This is a genomic window from Streptosporangium sp. NPDC049644 (genome assembly GCF_040675205.1).
Lineage (GTDB): Bacteria > Actinomycetota > Actinomycetes > Streptosporangiales > Streptosporangiaceae > Streptosporangium > Streptosporangium fukuiense.
In genome coordinates, this window is record NZ_JBFAOJ010000028.1 from 17,234 (window position 1) to 34,547 (window position 17,314).

The 17,314-nt window shown below is 66.4% G+C and carries 19 protein-coding genes; 8 read left to right on the plus strand and 11 right to left on the minus strand.

Features of this window, described 5'->3' with window-relative positions; translation table 11 throughout:
* Positions 1 to 15: 15 nt before the first annotated feature.
* Positions 16 to 468 carry an NUDIX domain-containing protein gene (locus AB0J58_RS18055; RefSeq protein ID WP_364216789.1) on the minus strand — a complete coding sequence of 151 codons (453 nt, stop codon included), beginning with the start codon at positions 466 to 468 and terminating at the stop codon, positions 16 to 18.
* 226 nt (positions 469 to 694) lie between these two features.
* On the opposite strand from AB0J58_RS18055, the gene AB0J58_RS18060 reads away from it, so the two are divergent.
* Both AB0J58_RS18060 and katG read left to right on the plus strand, forming a co-directional pair.
* Positions 695 to 1,132 carry a Fur family transcriptional regulator gene (locus AB0J58_RS18060; RefSeq protein ID WP_030911883.1) on the plus strand — a complete coding sequence of 146 codons (438 nt, stop codon included), beginning with the start codon at positions 695 to 697 and terminating at the stop codon, positions 1,130 to 1,132.
* 32 nt (positions 1,133 to 1,164) lie between these two features.
* The gene (gene katG, locus AB0J58_RS18065; RefSeq protein ID WP_364216792.1) at positions 1,165 to 3,396 is read left to right on the plus strand and encodes a catalase/peroxidase HPI; all 2,232 of its coding nucleotides are present in this window, start codon (positions 1,165 to 1,167) and stop codon (positions 3,394 to 3,396) included.
* Between the two features lie 130 nt (positions 3,397 to 3,526).
* Here katG and AB0J58_RS18070 read toward each other — a convergent pair whose 3' ends face one another.
* A complete protein-coding gene (locus tag AB0J58_RS18070) occupies positions 3,527 to 4,867 on the minus strand; it encodes a glycosyl hydrolase family 28-related protein (RefSeq protein ID WP_364216795.1) in 1,341 nt (446 codons plus the stop codon).
* 303 nt (positions 4,868 to 5,170) lie between these two features.
* Here AB0J58_RS18070 and AB0J58_RS18075 point away from each other — a divergent pair, with 303 nt between their 5' ends.
* The 4 genes from AB0J58_RS18075 to AB0J58_RS18090 all read left to right on the plus strand — a co-directional run bounded on the left by AB0J58_RS18075 (position 5,171) and on the right by AB0J58_RS18090 (position 8,183).
* Positions 5,171 to 5,698 carry a GNAT family N-acetyltransferase gene (locus AB0J58_RS18075; protein ID WP_364216797.1) on the plus strand — a complete coding sequence of 176 codons (528 nt, stop codon included), beginning with the start codon at positions 5,171 to 5,173 and terminating at the stop codon, positions 5,696 to 5,698.
* Between the two features lie 100 nt (positions 5,699 to 5,798).
* The gene (locus tag AB0J58_RS18080) at positions 5,799 to 7,235 is read left to right on the plus strand and encodes a DUF234 domain-containing protein (protein WP_364216800.1); all 1,437 of its coding nucleotides are present in this window, start codon (positions 5,799 to 5,801) and stop codon (positions 7,233 to 7,235) included.
* A 15-nt stretch (positions 7,236 to 7,250) separates the two neighbouring features.
* Positions 7,251 to 7,364, plus strand: a complete 114-nt coding sequence (locus AB0J58_RS18085; protein WP_364216803.1) for a DUF427 domain-containing protein — start codon at positions 7,251 to 7,253, stop codon at positions 7,362 to 7,364.
* Positions 7,365 to 7,523: 159 nt separating this feature from the next.
* Positions 7,524 to 8,183, plus strand: a complete 660-nt coding sequence (locus AB0J58_RS18090; protein WP_364216806.1) for a rhomboid family intramembrane serine protease — start codon at positions 7,524 to 7,526, stop codon at positions 8,181 to 8,183.
* A gap of 235 nt (positions 8,184 to 8,418) precedes the next feature.
* On the opposite strand, the gene AB0J58_RS18095 is transcribed toward AB0J58_RS18090, so the two are convergent.
* The 9 genes from AB0J58_RS18095 to AB0J58_RS18135 form a co-directional block, all read right to left on the minus strand.
* On the minus strand, positions 8,419 to 9,510 hold the full coding sequence (locus AB0J58_RS18095) for a hypothetical protein (RefSeq protein WP_364216809.1): 1,092 nt from the start codon (positions 9,508 to 9,510) through the stop codon (positions 8,419 to 8,421).
* Between the two features lie 184 nt (positions 9,511 to 9,694).
* A complete protein-coding gene (locus tag AB0J58_RS18100; protein WP_364216811.1) occupies positions 9,695 to 10,633 on the minus strand; it encodes a MerR family transcriptional regulator in 939 nt (312 codons plus the stop codon).
* 225 nt (positions 10,634 to 10,858) lie between these two features.
* A complete protein-coding gene (locus AB0J58_RS18105) occupies positions 10,859 to 11,149 on the minus strand; it encodes a MerR family transcriptional regulator (protein ID WP_364216998.1) in 291 nt (96 codons plus the stop codon).
* 960 nt (positions 11,150 to 12,109) lie between these two features.
* The gene (locus tag AB0J58_RS18110; protein WP_364216814.1) at positions 12,110 to 12,526 is read right to left on the minus strand and encodes an NUDIX domain-containing protein; all 417 of its coding nucleotides are present in this window, start codon (positions 12,524 to 12,526) and stop codon (positions 12,110 to 12,112) included.
* A 23-nt stretch (positions 12,527 to 12,549) separates the two neighbouring features.
* Positions 12,550 to 12,786, minus strand: a complete 237-nt coding sequence (locus tag AB0J58_RS18115; RefSeq protein ID WP_364216817.1) for a helix-turn-helix transcriptional regulator — start codon at positions 12,784 to 12,786, stop codon at positions 12,550 to 12,552.
* Between the two features lies 1 nt (position 12,787).
* Positions 12,788 to 13,390, minus strand: a complete 603-nt coding sequence (locus AB0J58_RS18120; protein WP_364216820.1) for a DUF2975 domain-containing protein — start codon at positions 13,388 to 13,390, stop codon at positions 12,788 to 12,790.
* A gap of 368 nt (positions 13,391 to 13,758) precedes the next feature.
* Positions 13,759 to 13,965 (minus strand): DUF397 domain-containing protein, encoded by a 207-nt coding sequence (locus AB0J58_RS18125; protein WP_364216822.1) that lies wholly within the window; start codon positions 13,963 to 13,965, stop codon positions 13,759 to 13,761.
* A gap of 35 nt (positions 13,966 to 14,000) precedes the next feature.
* A complete protein-coding gene (locus AB0J58_RS18130) occupies positions 14,001 to 14,207 on the minus strand; it encodes a DUF397 domain-containing protein (RefSeq protein ID WP_364216825.1) in 207 nt (68 codons plus the stop codon).
* Positions 14,198 to 15,025 (minus strand): helix-turn-helix transcriptional regulator, encoded by an 828-nt coding sequence (locus AB0J58_RS18135; protein ID WP_364216828.1) that lies wholly within the window; start codon positions 15,023 to 15,025, stop codon positions 14,198 to 14,200. The genes AB0J58_RS18130 and AB0J58_RS18135 overlap by 10 nt, the downstream gene beginning before the upstream one ends.
* Positions 15,026 to 15,558: 533 nt before the next feature.
* On the opposite strand from AB0J58_RS18135, the gene iscB reads away from it, so the two are divergent.
* Both iscB and AB0J58_RS18145 read left to right on the plus strand, forming a co-directional pair.
* The gene (gene iscB, locus AB0J58_RS18140) at positions 15,559 to 16,953 is read left to right on the plus strand and encodes an RNA-guided endonuclease IscB (RefSeq protein ID WP_364216831.1); all 1,395 of its coding nucleotides are present in this window, start codon (positions 15,559 to 15,561) and stop codon (positions 16,951 to 16,953) included.
* A complete protein-coding gene (locus tag AB0J58_RS18145; protein WP_364216834.1) occupies positions 16,950 to 17,309 on the plus strand; it encodes a hypothetical protein in 360 nt (119 codons plus the stop codon). Before iscB ends, AB0J58_RS18145 begins: the two co-directional genes overlap by 4 nt.
* Positions 17,310 to 17,314: the final 5 nt, after the last annotated feature.

Below are 17,314 nucleotides of genomic sequence, written 5' to 3' on the forward strand. Positions count from 1 at the left end.
TCCACGGCACGGAGGCTAGAGACGCCCGCGGTGGATGAGAAGGCGGTGCGACTCCTGCATCTCCTCCGGCAGCTCGTCCGGCGCGAACCATCTCGCCTCCAGGATCTCGAAGTCGTCGATCTCGAGCGTGCCACCGACGAACTCGGCCTCGTACGCCACCTCCAGGCGCAGCTTGTAGCCGCTCTTCAGCCGGACGAGCTCTCCGACGCGGACCTGCAGCCCGGTCTCCTCCCGCACCTCGCGGCAGACCGTGTCCTCGAAGGTCTCCGAGCTGTTCGCACAGCCGGTCGGCAGCCCCCACTGCCTGCCCTCCGGCCAGAAGCGGTGCTTCAGCAGGAGCACGTTGCCTTCCGCGTCGCGTACCACTCCGGTCACACCGACCGTGAACTTGGCGTGCCGGAGCCAGAGGATGCGCCACTGGAGCGAGCCGTTGACGAGCCTCCAGAGCCGGACGATCAGCTTCTTCACTATGGGTCCATCCGCGGTTCGGCGCCTGTCTGAAGATCGGACGCTACCGGGGAAAGGCGGCAGGGCACCTTGGTTTCGGCTTCTGACGCCTCCCGGCGGCGGGACGCACCGCGTCCGGCGCGGCCCTGCCGCGAGATGATCGCGATCACCCCGGGGTCGCACGGCACTAGACTTGGATTGTTCGTTCTCTTGTATCGTTCGTGTTTATGACGGTAGGTTTGGCACCATGACCGCACCCAGGACTCCGAACACCGCCGAGGAACTGCGCGGGGCAGGCCTGCGGGTGACGGCCGCCCGCGTCGCACTGCTCGAGACCGTCCGGGACGGTGATCACCTCGGCGTCGAGGCGATCGCCTCCGGGGTGCGCGATCGCGTGGGCCACATCTCCCTTCAAGCTGTGTACGAAGCCCTGCACGCGCTCACCGCGGCGGGACTCGTACGCCGCATCGAACCGGGCGACAGCCCGGCCCTGTTCGAGGGACGCGTCGGAGACAACCACCACCACGTCGTGTGCCGATCGTGCGGTGCCGTCGCCGACGTCGACTGCGCGGCCGGGGAGGCTCCCTGTCTGACCGCGTCCAACGACCACGGCTTCTCGATCGACGAGGCCGAGGTCATCTACTGGGGCCTGTGCCCCGACTGTTCCACCGCCCGTAGTTCCTGAGCACAGTGATCTTCTTACTTCAGAAGGATTCCATGTCTGAGAACCATGACGCAATCGTCGTAGACGCGAAGACGGAGGGCGAAGGTGGCTGCCCGGTCGCGCACCAGCGCGCCCCGCACCCGACCCAGGGTGGCGGAAACCACCAGTGGTGGCCGGAGCGGCTCAACCTGAGGATCCTCGCCAAGAACCCCGCCGTCTCCAACCCGCTCGGCGAGGAGTTCGACTACGCCGAGGCGTTCGAGAGCCTCGACCTCGCGGCCGTGAAACAGGACATCGCGGAGGTGCTGACGACCTCGCAGGACTGGTGGCCGGCCGACTACGGCAACTACGGCCCGTTCATGATCCGGATGGCGTGGCACAGCGCGGGCACCTATCGGATCAGCGACGGCCGCGGCGGTGCCGGGGCCGGCCAGCAGCGCTTCGCGCCGCTCAACAGCTGGCCGGACAACGTGAACCTCGACAAGGCCCGCCGTCTGCTGTGGCCGGTCAAGAAGAAGTACGGTCAGAAGATCTCCTGGGCCGACCTCATGATCCTGGCCGGCAACGTCGCCCTGGAGACGATGGGTTTCAAGACCTTCGGCTTCGCCGGCGGCCGTGCGGACGTCTGGGAGTCCGACGAGGACGTCTACTGGGGTCCCGAGTCCACCTGGCTCGACGACCAGCGCTACACCGGCGACCGGGAGCTGGAGAACCCCCTCGGCGCGGTCCAGATGGGCCTGATCTACGTCAACCCGGAGGGCCCGAACGGCAACCCGGACCCGCTGGCCTCGGCCCGCGACATCCGTGAGACGTTCCGCCGGATGGCGATGAACGACGAGGAGACGGTCGCCCTGATCGCGGGCGGTCACACCTTCGGCAAGACCCACGGCGCGGGCCCGGCGGACCACGTCGGCGTCGACCCCGAGGCCGCCCCCATCGAGCAGCAGGGTCTCGGCTGGAAGAGCACCTACGGCACCGGCAAGGGCGCGGACACGATCGGCAGCGGTCTGGAGGTCACCTGGACCTCGACGCCGACGAAGTGGACCAACAACTTCTTCTGGAACCTGTTCGGCTACGACTGGGAGCTGACCAAGAGCCCGGCCGGCGCGCACCAGTGGCGGCCGAAGCACGGCGCCGGTCAGGACTCGGTGCCCGACGCCCACGACCCGTCGAAGCGTCACGCGCCGTCCATGCTGACCAGCGACCTCGCGCTCCGGTTCGACCCGATCTACGGCCCGATCTCGCGACGTTTCTACGAGAACCCCGACGAGTTCGCGGACGCCTTCGCCCGCGCGTGGTTCAAGCTGACCCACCGCGACATGGGCCCGGTCGTGCGCTACCTCGGCCCGGAGGTCCCGACCGAGACGCTGCTGTGGCAGGACCCCCTCCCCGAGGTGACGTACGAGCTCGTCGACGCCGCGGACATCGCCTCCCTCAAGGAGCGGATCCTCGCCTCGGGCCTTTCGGTGTCCGATCTCGTGTCCACCGCGTGGGCGTCGGCCTCGACCTTCCGCGGCGGCGACAAGCGCGGCGGCGCCAACGGCGCGCGTATCCGCCTTGAGCCGCAGAGCGGCTGGGAGGTCAACGACCCCGACCGGCTCGCGACGGTGCTGAGCACCCTGGAGGGGATCGCCGAGGCGTTCAACACCGCCCAGACCGGTGGCAAGCAGATCTCGCTCGCCGACCTGATCGTGCTCGCCGGTGGTGTGGGCGTCGAGCGGGCCGCCAAGGACGCCGGTGTCGACATCGAGGTCCCGTTCAGGCCGGGCCGGGTGGACGCGTCGCAGGAGCAGACCGACGTGGAGTCGTTCGCCGCGCTTGAGCCGACCGTTGACGGGTTCCGCAACTACCTCGGAAAGGGCAACCGGCTGCCGGCCGAGTTCCTGCTGGTCGACCGGGCGAACCTGCTGACCCTGAGCGCCCCCGAGATGACGGTCCTGGTCGGTGGCCTCCGCGCCCTGGACGCGAACCACCAGCGGTCGCCGCTCGGTGTCCTCACCGCGACCCCCGGGGTGCTGACCAACGACTTCTTCGTCAACCTGCTCGACATGGGCACGGCGTGGAAGGCGACCTCCGAGGACGCGAACGTCTTCGAGGGGCGCGACACCGCCACCGGCGAGGTCAAGTGGACCGGCACCCGCGTCGACCTCGTCTTCGGGTCGAACTCCGAACTGCGCGCGCTCGCGGAGGTCTACGCGAGCGACGACGCGAAGGAGAAGTTCGTGAAGGACTTCGTCGCGGCGTGGGACAAGGTGATGAACCTGGACCGGTTCGACCTCGTCTGATCAGGTGACGTCCAGGTCGGCCCGCGCGGGCCGACCTGGACGTTTTCCGTTACGTCGCGGAAAGGCGATGACGTTTCCGCTCTACGGTGCTCGCCGCGAACGGGACGGAACGTAGCGGGATGCGGGTGGGTCAGCCGGCGACGTCGGCGGTGGCCCAGGAGTCACGGAAGGCGTAACGGGCCGGGGCGCTCGCGTAGCGCAGGAAGGCCGAGCTGGAGGTAGTGCCCACGGCGGTGTTCGTGTGGTAGAAACGGCAGCCCTCGTAGATCATCTTTCCGTTCGTCACGGCGGAGCCCGCAGCGTCCACCAGGTGGTACCCGGCCAGCGTGCAGTCCTGGTAACGGGCGATCGGCAGCCGGTTGGAGGTGGCCGCGTACCGGTGCAGGTTGAAGCCGGCGGCCGACGAATACTGGAGGGCGGCCAGGTCGGAGCAGGAGGTGAAGAGGACCGAGCCGTTGTTCCAGTTACAGTCGATGATCTTGTGGTTGGCACTCTTGGGCTCGAAGCGCACCCCGCTGACGTTCAGCCGGGTCGCGCCGATCTCCCCGTTGGCGAGCGGCATGTAGAAGTACCGGGCGGGGCTGGAGCCGACCATCGACCAGGAGCCGCCGATCACGTTGATGGAACCGCCCCGGTCGAAGCGGAAGAAGTCACCCCCCGCGAGCGCGAAGTTGCAGGACAGCATGAAGTAGTTGAGGAACTGGTTCTGCTGGTTGCGGCTGGACGGGCTGGAGATCCCGCAGTGCAGGAAGGCGTCGGTGTAGACGGAGGCGGTGTCGGTCGAGCACAGGATGAAGTGGTGCTCGCTGTTGTTGTTGGCCTCGTGGTCGCCGTCGATGCCGATGACCCGGTCCCAGGCGCCCTTCCATTCGATGTTCTGGTAGACGAAGTACTGGTTCTGGCCGTTGCCGTACTCGGGGTACTGAGAGGTGTCGTCGATGGTGTCGACCGACCAGTAGTACGCGAAGCGGTTGTTGGGGTTGGTGGACTGGAAGGCCATGTCCTGGAAGTAGGCGTACCGCAACCGGACGGCGGCCGTGATCAGGTTGTTCTCGCGGGGGTCGCTGTTGGCGGTGAAGTCGGTGGCGAAGTTGATGGTGGTCACCCGCGGGCCGGCGCCGCGGAAGCGCAGACCGAAGATCTGGTCGGCTCTTCCGCCGGTGGGCGACCACATCAGGGTGTCCTTCTTGGTCACCTTGTACGTGCCCGGCGGGAAGTAGATCTCCTTCTTCACCACGCCATTGGTCCGGCCGGCGATCGCTGCGGTGACCGCGGCCTTGATGGCGTCCGAGTCGTCGGTGACGCCGTCCCCCTTGGCGCCGTGATCCTTGACGTCCACGATGAACACCGACGGATCGGTGTTGGCCGCGGCCGGTTCGGCGGCCCACAGCGACATCGCGCCCACGCCGGTGGCGGCCAGGCCTCCCACCAGCGCGCGGCGGCTGAACCCGTCTCTTTCGTTTTCGGACATGCTGACACCGCTCCTTGACTGAGGGGTTCAAGATCGCGACCAAAGCTAGACCCCGCCTATTCGATCGGCAACCCCCAATATGCATTTACGGGCAAACCAATTCCGGGTGCCGAATTAAGCAGATTTAGGACAATCAGCTATACAAGCTGACAAATACCTGTAAGCAGGCGCTACATTCGTAGATCTTGAGGGAGAGGGGCGCCGCGCCGTCAGTGGTGGCCGATCGATGTCCGGGACGCCAGGGCGACGTCCTCCGGACAAAACCGGTCGACTCTCCGAGCTTGATCGCCTTAGCGTGGCGGCATGTCCGAACTACGTACCGACCGCCTCCTGCTCCGCCACTGGCGGGACTCCGACCTGGACCCCTGGGCGGCGATGAACGCCGATCCCGAGGTCCGGGAGCACTTCCCGGACCTGCTGACCCGTGAGCAGAGTGCCGCTTCGATCGCGCGCTTCCAGTCCGGACTCGAACAGCGGGACTACGGGTGGTGGGCGGTGGAGGTCCTGGCGACCGGTGAGTTCATCGGCTTCACCGGCCTGGACCCGGCGGACGAGGGCATGCCGTTCACCGAGATGGAGATCGGCTGGCGGCTGACCCGCTCGGCGTGGGGCCACGGCTACGCCACCGAGGCCGCCCTGGCCTGCCTGGAGTTCGGTTTCAAGGCCCTGGAACTACCGGAGATCGTCGCCATCACGACCACCACCAACCTGCGCTCCCAGGCGGTGATGCGCCGGATCGGCATGACCCGCGACCCCGCCGCCGACTTCGACCACCCGAACGTGCCCGAGGGGCCGCTACGCCGGCACGTGCTGTACCGGATTCGCCGCTGAACAGTTCGTACGGCACCTCGCCTCTCATCTTCCACGCCCAGGTGACGGCATCAACGTAGACTTCATCTAAGTAAGATTGATTATTACTAAGGTGGAATCGATGAAGTTTACCGGCAGGGCTTTCGATCTCGATCAACTCGACGCGCAGTTGCGGCTCGCGACAGAGGGCAGAGGAGGGACGCGAGGCCGAGCAGTGATCATCACTGGCCGCAGGCGAGTGGGCAAGTCCCGCCTGGTGCAGGAGTTCTGTGATCGTTCCGGTCTGCCGTACGTCGTCTTCCAGGCCACGAGGGGCCGTAGTCCGGTCGCGGAACGCAATGATTTCGCCGAGACCGTCGCCTGCTCCGGACTCGCAGGCGCCGAGTTCCTCCAGGGCGCCGCGCCGCAGGACTGGAACCACACCCTCCGGTCGCTGGCGCTGGCCGCGGGTGACGAGACCCCGTGCATCGTGGTTCTTGACGAGGTTCCGTGGCTGATCGAGCAGGACGGGGAGTTCGAGGGTGCCCTGCAGACGGCCTGGGACAGGTATCTCTCAGCCCGGCCGATCCTGTTGATCCTCGTCGGAAGCGACCTGTCGGTGATGGAATCCCTGCAGGAGTACGGCCGCCCCTTCTTCGGCCGGGCCGCTCACATGACGCTGAGGCCTCTTGCTCTCCAGGACGTCGCCGACATGACCGGGTTGCCCGCCGCCGACGCCGTGGACGCGCTGCTCATCACCGGAGGCTTCCCCGAGGTGGTCCGTTCCTGGGAGCGCGGCATGTCCAGGATCGACTTCCTGCGCGACAGCCTTGCCAACCCGCTTTCACCTCTTCTCGCCGCCGGCGAGTTGTCCCTGCTCGGAGAATTTCCGTCGGCGACCTACGCCCGGACCGTGCTGGAGGCCATCGGAACCGGAGAACGCACCTTCAGCACGATCGCCGCCAATGTGGGAGGAGCGACACCGTTGCCGTCCGGCACCCTGGCACCGATCCTCACGAATCTGATCGCCAAGCGCGTGGTGGCGACCGACCTCCCGCTCTCCGACCGGCCCGACACCAAGAACAAGCGGTACCGGGTGGCCGACCACTATCTCCGGTTCTGGCTGGCGTTCCTGCAGCGGGCCATCGCCGACAGTGAGCGAGGCCGGCCGGATCTGGCGCTGCGACGGATCGAGCGTTCCTGGACCACCTGGCGAGGACGCGCGGTGGAGCCACTCGTACGCGACTGCCTGGTCAGGATGCTTCCGGACGACGCGTGGCCGGACACCGAGGCCGTGGGCGGGTGGTGGAACCGGCAGAACAATCCCGAGATCGATCTCGTGGGCGCGGACCGGGAACCCGTCGCGAGCAGGGTCCACTTCGTCGGATCGATCAAATGGCTCGACGCCCGGCCGTTCGACCGCCACGACTACGACGCGCTGGTCCAGGCTTCCGCGGCCGTTCCCGGGGTGACCACGGAGACGCCGAAAGTGGCGGTGTCGAGGTCGGGATACGAACCGGGACTTCCGCTGGCCGCGGCCTGGACACCGGAGGATCTGCTGACGGCGTGGCAGCGCTAGGCCCGTTTGCGGTCGGTGGACGCGCTCTGGTTCTACGAGTCGCCGCACCCTGCCGTCGCCGAGATCAAGGACCACGTCGCCTGCTATCCCGACCGGGTCGACTCCATCGCCGAACAGCCGACCGCCTGAGACCCGGGAAGGGACGGGCACCGGGAATTCCCATACCTCTGACGGCTTGTGAATCCTCTGCGGCTTTTCCACTGTTCGCGGTCATAATGATCTCTGCTTTGTAATATCTCACCTCAATACTTGTTCTCGGACGAGACATGGACAGTCGGGAAGGAACCGGTGGAGGCCAAAAACGGCACGGCTGAGATCATGGTCGCTGAGGCCCGCAAGGCATTCTGGGTGATGGTCGGGTTCCTGGCGTTCATCTGGGTGATACAGATCGCCAACTGGGCGTCGAACTACTCGCTGAGCTGGGAGCACGGCGTGCAGCCGTGGAACCCGGCGAGCCTGCCCGACATCGCGTCGGCACCGTTTCTGCACTGGAGCTGGGAGCACATCCAGGCCAACTCGGGGCCGCTGTTCATCTTCGGCTTCCTGTCGGCCTACCGGGGCGTCGCCAAGTTCCTCGGCGTGACGGGGCTGATCATCCTGGTCAGCGGCCTCGGCGCCTGGTTCACCTCCGACCCGCAGACCACAGGCGCGGGCGCGAGCGGCGTCCTCTTCGGCTACTTCGGCTACGTGCTGGTGCGCGGCGCGTTCGACCGGCACCTGATCGACATCGTGATAGGCGTGGTCATCGCCCTGTGCTTCTCCTACCAGTTCACCGGGCTGCTGCCCGAGGAGGGCATCGGCTGGCAGGCCCACCTGTTCGGCTTTCTCGCCGGAGTGCTGGGTGGCTGGCTCTTCCGCGACCGCAGGCGTCCCCGGCCGGTCCCCACCTCCTCGCCCCAGGATTCCCGGACCGCCCTGCGTAAGGAACTGGACGAACTCGGGCTCTGACCGGCCGAGACACTCCGTACCTCCGATCAGGCCGGCGGGTAAGGATCCGGCGGCGCTGGATCGACCGCCCTGGTGCTGTTCGGGCCTACGGTTCTGACAGCACCAGACGACGCCGCCGCGCTCGCGCCGCTCACCCCGCTGTGGGCAACGAAGATGGCGGGCGCATACGCGGCGTCTTCCGGCACGGACCGTAGCCCCGTGCCTTCAACAGGCTCTGCGGGACGAGCCTCCCCGCTCAGTTCCGGCAGGGCTGATCAGGGATGCGAGAAAGGTCCAGCACCGTATACCGGTTGCCCCGTTCTCTCCAGAACAGGATCGGCGCCTTCGCGCTCGACGCTCCCCAGCCGATCTCCTCGGAGTCTTCGACCTCATGCTTCACACCGACCCGCATCGACCTGGCGGCACATCGATCGTACAGGAGCGCGGATGAGCCCCAATCCTTGATAGGGGCTCGCTCCTCGACTCCATAGACGTACGGCAGCTCGAAAAGACCGAACCTGTCATCGATCAGAGGACCTTCCCCCAGCGCGGGGAACGTGGTGCGCCCCGAACCGTCCCTTCGCTGGACGAGCATCGTGGTCAGTTCATAGTCGCGCGGATACATCTGGCCCACGCACCATTCGACCCCGCAGGTCATATACGGCACATCCGGATCGAGCCGGTCTGCAGGCGTGCTTCCGGCCGGAACAGTGATCTCCTGCGGCTTCCCGCCGGAGAGCGGGATCCGGTAGGAGCCGTTCTCGTTCCGCCAGGTGATCTGATCGCCGTCGATCGTCAGCTCATCCTGGAGAGGGAACTCGTCGTAGTGGCCCGTCAGCCAGGTCACCAGACTCATCTGCCCGCCCGACCTCGGCATGGTCCACAGCTCGACGTGCCGCAGGCCCGGGTTCCAGCGCTCAGAGCGGTAGACCCCGACGGTCCAGACGATCTGCTCCTCGCCCACGGCCACGCTGCGGATCTCGTAACACAGGCTGCAGTCGCTCCACTTCGGAGCCGTGGCCAGCACCCGGTGCCGACGCGTTCGGCGGTCGTACGCCACGAACTGGGGACGCGAGGCGAACGGGGCGACCATGAGGGCCTCGTTCGCACTAAGCATGGCGACCGGCTGGACGTTAGGCCCCTTCCTGAGCTTGGCCGGCAGGGTGAACACGGCCTCGGGCCACACCTTGACAGCGGGGTTCAATTCGGGCGGCTTCGGTAGCTTCGCAGGCCGAGACGGCAACGGCCGACGGTCGGTGACGGTGACCGTACATGCCGACACCGCACCGACTGCGACGGCGAATAACGCCACAACCGCGAGCAGTCGAAAAATCCGCGTGTGATTCACGGCCTGTCAGACGTACAGAACACTTCTCGGGTTCCGATTGTGCGCAACTCTTCAAAGAAGGACATCGCCTTCCTGGGCATACGCTATCCCGATTATCCCAGCCGTGAGCATGGCGTGGCGGAGCCAGAGGATGCACCGTTGGAGCGGGCTTTTGTGTTGGCCCGGTTCTGGTCGAGTCGGGTCGCTACCCTGATATCCGGGCACGCAATGCCTGGATGAACCAGTCGAGTACTCCCGTCAGGCTTTCCGGAGCCGGCCAGCCGTTGATCACTGCGAGCAGCCGAAGGTACAGCTCCCGGCGAGGGTCGTTCGCGGTCTCCAGCCGGGCCAACAGCCGGCGCCGCAGGTCGACGTCGTCCACGCAGCCGAAGACCTGCGCGTACTGAGCCGTGACCGCCGCGACGACCGGATCGGCCTGGGGCGAGACCGGGTCGATGCCGACTGCCAGGGCCGGGCCGACCTGGTCACGGACCATCGCGGCGGAGTCGCGGCGCAGGACCGTGGTGTCGCCCTGGGCACGCTCGGCCGCAAGATGCTCGGCCATGCGCCGCATGACCGCGCGAAAATCCGGGTCCCGGGACAGTTCGGCCAACTCCACCCACGCCTCGACCTGTTCGGCATCGGGATCGTCGGGCAACTCGGGGGTCATCGAGCGCATGATCCCCGCGAATCCGGCGTCGGCGTCCAGGCCGCCGAAGGCGGTGCCGAGGAAATCACCGATCAGACGTCGCCGTTCGTCCTCGGAAAGCCCGGCCAGCTGGTGCATGAGATCCATCTCCTCAGGGGTGGACCCGCGCCTGGCCACCGCCGTCAGCACCGCGTGCCGCAGACGTAGCACGTGGATCTGCGCCGCCAGTGCCTCGGCGTGCGCCGCGGCGACCTCGGGAAGCGAGATCTCCCGATTCACGACCCTCCGGATCGTGGGAAGGTCCAGTCCCAGGTCGCGCAGCGTCCGCAGCAGGTCCAGGCGTGCGACGGCATCGAGGCCGTAGAGGCGGTGGCCGGCCGGGTTGCGGTCGGTCGGCGGCACGATCCCGCGGTCGGAGTAGAACCGAATGGCCTTGACCGTCAGCCCGGTCCGCCGGGCCAACTCACCGATCGAGTAGAGCGTGTCACCGTTCATGCCCTCACCCTCGCGCCTCCCCCTGCGGGAGATGCAAACCCGTTCGCCTGCCGGATGGAACCGGTCGACTCACCGGCCAAGCTCCCCTGCGTCGGCGCCTCATGGAAGGGTGCCGTTCGATTCCCGGCAGCCGACGGACACGGCTGCCCTGTCTGTGCGAGGCAGGGCAACCGTGAACTGTCGCGGTGACGACGCCGGGGCGACGAGGGGCGAGGTCGCCGGCCCTCATGCCGAGCGGCGGTCCGCGCTGTCGGATCGTCGGTCGCGGACCTGCTGGAGCTCGGTGTTGATGCGCAGGGCTTCGGCGAGCTGGTCTTCCAAGATGATGATGCGGCAGGCGGCCTCCAGGGCGGTGCCCTGGTCGACCAGTTCTCGTGCGCGGGCGGCCAGGCGTAGCTGGTAGCGCGAGTAGCGGCGGTGACCACCCTCAGAGCGCTGCGGCTCGATCAGTCTGGCGGTGCCCAGGTTACGCAGGAACGCCGGGGTGACGCCGAGCATCTCGGCGGCGCGGCCCATGCTGTAGGCGGGGTAGTCCTCGTCGTCGAACCGGTGACCGGAGATGTCACTCGGCGTGGCGGGGAGCCCTTCGGCCCTTCCCGCGGTGTCGGCCTTGTCGGCCGTTTCAGCCTTGTCGGCGGTGTCGCGGAGCCGGGGCTCTGAGCGGACGGCCGACGCCATCAGTGTTTGATCCATACAACCTTCCCATAATGCCAACAGGGGCCCCGGCGCCATGATGCGCCGGGGCCCGCGAGGTTCAACACCATCTACCGGCCCTGGGGCCGACCTGTTTCTTCCGCATTGGCCGCCCGATGGGGGCGGGGATGCGGGGATCGCGTATGCGTGACCGTAGACCACCTTCCAATCTGTGGGACTGCGGTACCCGTGCGGCGGAACATCAGCCGGCAACGGGCGATCCTGATGGCGTTCAACACTCCTTTCGCTATCACTTGCTGTCTTGACCTCATGCATCACTTGCCGCAGCTGCGCGTCCACGGCCGGAACCCTTCACCTGCGCTGGCCCCGGCACGTCCGACGTTGTCACTCGTTCACTGCTGTGGCAGCGCGTCCACGGCTAGGACCCTTCAACCGCTTCGGTCCTGGCACGTCCGACCTTCTGCCCGTCAATCACTTGCCGCAGCTGCGCGTCCACGGCCGGAACCCTTCACCTGCACTGGTCCCGGCACGTCCGACGTTGCTCCTTCTTCACTGCGTTGGCAGCGCGTCCACGGCCAGGGCCCTTCAACTACTTCGGTCCCGGCACGTCCGACCTTCTGCCCGTCTTTCTGCGTCGTCTTCTGCTATCCACACTCGTCCGGGCAGTTCGTCGTGATGCCTACGTCCTGCTCTGCCCTGGTGGATCCGTTCCTTGCGATGTCAGAAACTCTACCCCCACCCAACACTGATGTCTACTCTGGCCACTACAGATTTTCGGTTCCGGAGAAGTCAAGACTGAGCTTTCACGCCTCGGTGAGCAGGTCAGCGGCGGGACGCGGCCCAGTCGTGGACGGCCTCGGCGGTCTCGTCGGTGAGGTCGGAGTCGGGCAGTTCGTCGGGAGTGATCCACCGGTAGGAGTCGTGCTCATCGGACAGGACGATCGGACTCGCGTTGCCGGGAAGGGCGAGAGTGAACTGGCGGGCCTTGCGCCCCGAACCGGACACGTAGTCGAAGGCGGCGACGAAATCCCGGTCGCGGACAAGCGGGCCGCTCCAGCCGATCTCCTCGGCCAGTTCCCTGGCCAGCGCCGACCGAAGATCCTCGCCGTCATCGACACCACCGGAGGGCAGTTCCTCGATGCCGGGCAGGAAGTCGTCACCGGAGGAACGGCGCAGGATCAACACCCGCTCGTCGCGATACACGACGGCGCCGACCACAAGCTTCCGGAGATCGGCCACAATGCGCCGGATTCAGTTTTCGGCTACTCGTGGCCGGGCCGACTCTCGTAGGTGAGGAGATCGCCGGGCTGACACCTGAGCTCGCGGCAGATCGCGCTCAGCGTGGAGAATCGGATCGCCTTGGCCTTGCCGTTCTTGAGGATCGACAGATTGACGATCGTCACGCCGACTCGATCCGCCAGCTCGGTGAGCGTCATCTCCCGCTCGGCGAGCAAGTGATCCAGGTGGACGCGGATGCGGTGCTCGGCATCGGGCGGCATGTCAGACGAGCCCTTCCGCGTCCTCTCGCAGGCGGGCGCCCTTTTTGAAGATCGACCCCAGTGCGATCAGGAGGAGGGCAAACCCGATGGGCGCCGGAGTGAACGGCCAATCAGTGTCGATCATCCCCCCAGCGGGGGTCCCGTCCACCACGATTACCGCCACCAGCGTCCTGATCGGCTCGACGAGCAGGCCGTATCCGGCTACGCATCCGGACATGACGAAAATCCGGCGAGCGTTGTGCGGCACGAAGGGATCACCGGACCTGAGGGTCCGGGCGATCTGCCACAGCAGAAAGGCGATGATAGCGGTCAGCAGCGCCGTCACCACCGATGGCATGTTCAGCAGAAGGATCTGCCACCGCGCCGGGCGGTCAAGCGAGAGATAGGCGCTGTACTCCAGGCCGATCCTCAACGGCCCTACCTGCTGAGGGTTGGCGAAAGGCCACTCCCGTAGCTGAGCGGCGGGACCCGTATAGGTCACTCCCGAGGCCATCCATCCGGTGCCGAGCAGGGAGATGACACCAACCGCGAAAGCCAGATAGATCAGATTCTCAAAGATCGCCCACCAAGTACGGACTGACCATGCTCGCAGTCTCGCCCACATCACAAATCACCTCCTTATCGTTTATCGATAAAAACGATAAACGATAAGGAGTGTTCGGTGAAGAGCCGATCTCTTGGCCTACCAGGCTGGTGGCGGCCGGCCGAGTCCGGGACGCCGGATAGGCGAGGAGATGTCAACGGCCAAGTGCGTGCGAGTCTGGCCACTCTCCGCGATCGGGCTACTCGGAGAGATCACAGATCACTCTCCGCGCAACGCGATTTCTCGGATTTCATATCCCGACTCACCCTGGCGCCGTTACTGGACACACAAAACCCCCGACCGGTTGACCGATCGGGGGTTGCGATAGCGAAAAGGACGAAATCCTATTCGCCATTAAGGGATAACCGAAAATGATTCAATCCCGGCAATCAGCTCAGGTGGTCGAAGTCTCCCGCCTTGATGCCGTGGACGAAGGACCGCCATCCGGCGGGGGTGAGGAGCAGGTTGGGGCCGCGCGGGTCCTTGCTGTCACGGACCGCGACGGCACCGGGCAGGTTGGCGGCGACCTCGACGCACTGGCCGCCGTTGTCTCCGGATCGCGACGACTTCCGCCACACGGCGGCACTCAGATCCATTTCCCCTCGCTTCCTACGGACGGCCTCCAAGGAGGTCAGACCAGACGATCGAACTCGCCGGACTTGATGCCGCCGACGAAAGACCGCCATCCGCCGGGGGTAAAGAGCAGCTTGGCGCCATCGGGGTCCTTACTGTCACGGACCGCCACCGCACCGGGCAGGTTGGCGGCGACCTCGACGCACTGAGCGCCGTCGTCTCCGGAGAGCGATGACTTCCGCCATACCGCGACACTCAGGTCCATTCCTGCCTCGCTTCCTCGATCATTTTTAGGGACATATGCTCAGGATAAGCCCATCCACGTATCGCTTCATAGCGATTCCATATTGAGGTTACGACGCTGGGGTCGGCCGAAACGTGTCCTTCCGCTGAAGAGCCTGCCTGAATCGCGTCCGGTTGCCCGTCCGGAAGTTTCGCGATCATGAAAGGACCTAGCACGCCGGAGAGGCAGAGCTGATCGACGAGTTGGATGGAGATGGAGGGGCGCTGGGTGATCTCCAGCAGGTAGGCGAGTTGTTCCTGCATTACCTTTGGGCCGCCGACATTACGGCGCAGCACGCTTTCGTCGATGAGGACCAGAAAAAGCGGTGGGTTGTCCCCTTCAAGGATTTTCTTCCGAAACATCCGGCCCTTAACCCGCTCCTCTATCTCCTCCGGGGTGATCCGAGGGGCATGCTTGAAGATCGCTCGGGCGTACGCCTCGGTCTGCAGGAGGCCGGGGACGAGCAGCGGATCCCACGAGCGCATGACGAGGGCGAACGGCTCGACCTCCTGTGCCCAGCTCATGAACCAGACCGGGCCGCCATAGCGGGCCACGATGTGTTCGCGCAGGTCCACGAAGTACGTGCTGCCGTTGGTGCCGAAGAGGGCGTCCAGGCGCTCGGCGTCGGACTTGGACGGGGTGCGGGTGGCGCTCTCCAGGCGGCTTATCTGGGTCTGGGTGCAGCCGAGGCGTCTGCCCACGGCGCTCTGGGAGAGCTGGGCGGCCTCGCGCAGGCGGCGCATCTCGGCGCCGAAGCGCGCGCGGGGAGAGCCCGGGTCCGGGGGGATCTCGTCGCTCATCGCATTCCTCCTGAAATAGAGAAAAACGGATTTTTAGTTATAGCGGCGATTCCAGGCCCTGGTATGAGGAAACCCTCACCCGACATTCCAGAGCATCCACCGGGGTGCCAATCCAGCCATGAATCCACCTGCCACGCGGGCAATCTAATCACACGTCTTCTCGGCCCGACAGGACGGAAAAGAAAGCATCCTCATACCTTTAAATCAGAGGCGAGAACGAGCGGTCAACGACCCCCTCCCGAAGGAGGGGGCTTGAGGCACAGCGATGCGCTTTGAAGCCCCGCGTTGACCAGCCCTAGCCGTCACGAACTGGAGATGTGATCCAGATGGCTACGTTTCATGTAGGTGAGCAGACCCACCGGCGGGTACTTCCTCAGCCTGCCGCTCTGGAATCCGTGGGAGCAGACACGCCCGAGGGTGGGCACGAAACGGCTCACGGACTCCCGGCGACGCCGGGCGCTGGCATGGAACCTGGGCGAGGGGAGATCGGTTCGGCCGCACCACCGGACCGGCGTCACCCCGAGGGCGCTTCGGTGTCCGAGGGAGCGAGCCGTGAGGTTCACTCGGCCGTGTTCGTCCTGGACAAGCACGGCCACCCGCTTACCCCCTGCCATCCCGCCCGTGCCCGCCGCCTGCTGACGGCCGGGCGAGCGGTGGTGGCCCGTCACACCCCGTTCGTCATCCGCCTCAAAGACCGGTCGGTGGCCGATTCCACCGTGGCAGGCGTGCAGGTCGGTATCGACCCCGGCTCCAAGCACACCGGCCTGGCCATGTTCACCGACCATGACGGGAGCCGGACAGGGAGGTACTCGATCCAGCTCGACCACCGAGGCGCGCTGATCCGCGACAGGCTCGCCTCACGGGCCGCGTACCGGCGAGGGAGACGCTCTCGGAACCTGCGCTACCGCGCCCCCCGGTTTCTCAACCGCACCAGACCGAAAGGAGGGCTCGCGCCGTCGCTGCGCCACCGCGTCGACACCACCGTGTCGCAGGTGGCGCGGCTGACCCGGTGGACGCCCGTGGCCGCCGTCCACGTGGAGAAGGTCTCCTTCGACACCCACGCCCTGTCTGCTGGGCGGCCGTTGGAAGGCGTGGAATACCAGCGGGGCACCCTCGCCGGGTACGAGGTGCGCGAATACCTGCTGGCCAAGTGGGGGCGGGCGTGCGCATACTGCGGCCAGCAGGACATGCCGTTGAATATCGATCACATCCACCCCCGCAGCCGGGGCGGCTCCGACCGGATCAGCAACCTCGCCCTGGCCTGTATCCGGTGTAACCAGGCCAAGAACGCCATCTCAGTGGAGGAGTTCCTCAAGGACAAGCCCGCCCTCCTGGCGAAGATCCTCAAGCAGGCGAAAGCACCGTTGCGCGACGCCGCCGCCGTCAACGCCACCCGCTGGGCACTGTGGCAGGCGCTGAAGACCACCGGCCTGCCCGTGGCAGGCGCCTCCGGCGGGCGCACCAAATGGAACCGCTCCCGCACCGGCGCCCCGAAGTCCCACACGTTGGACGCGCTGCACGTCGGCCACCTCGACGCCGTGACCACCTGGCCGTCCACCGTGCTCGTGGTCAAGGCGACCGGGCGCGGCAGCTACGCCCGTACCCGCACCGACCGCTACGGCTTCCCCCGGCTACGACTCCCCCGGATCAAGCAGGTCAAGGGGTTCGCCACCGGCGACCTGGTCCGCGCGACCGTCCCGACCGGCAAGAACACCGGAGTCCACACCGGGCGGGTCGCGGTCCGCACCACCGGCAGTTTCAACATCACCACCCGGCACGGCACCGTGCAGGGCATCGGCCACCGCCACGTCCGCCTGCTCCAACGAGCAGACGGCTACGGCTACACCACCCATCCGGAAGCGCGGCACCGTGCCGCGTCTCCTCCCTCGTCTGAAGGCGGGGGTCTCCCCGCTGGAGGTATCCGATGAACGATCAGAGCGGCGACCTTTCACACTTCGGCAATGCTCGCCGCCGGTATTCCGGGGGTAAAGGCGGGCCGGCGGCCGAACAGCGCGAGCAATTCATGCATTTGACCCAGCTTGGCTGGGATCTGCACGGTCTCGGGGTGTGCACCTCGCTGGTCCTTCCGGTGGCCGGGCAGCCGATTCTGGAGATTCGGACGACGACGGGCACGGCGCTGGTCAGGATCACGGTCGTCCGGCGCCACTGTGGCTGGGTGTTCGTCTGGCGGCCCTGGTGGGCGCGACTCTGGCAGCGCGGCGAATGGGTCTGGGCCGAAGCCGACAACGCGGCCGACATGATCGTGTCGGCGGTGACCGCTTGAGATCC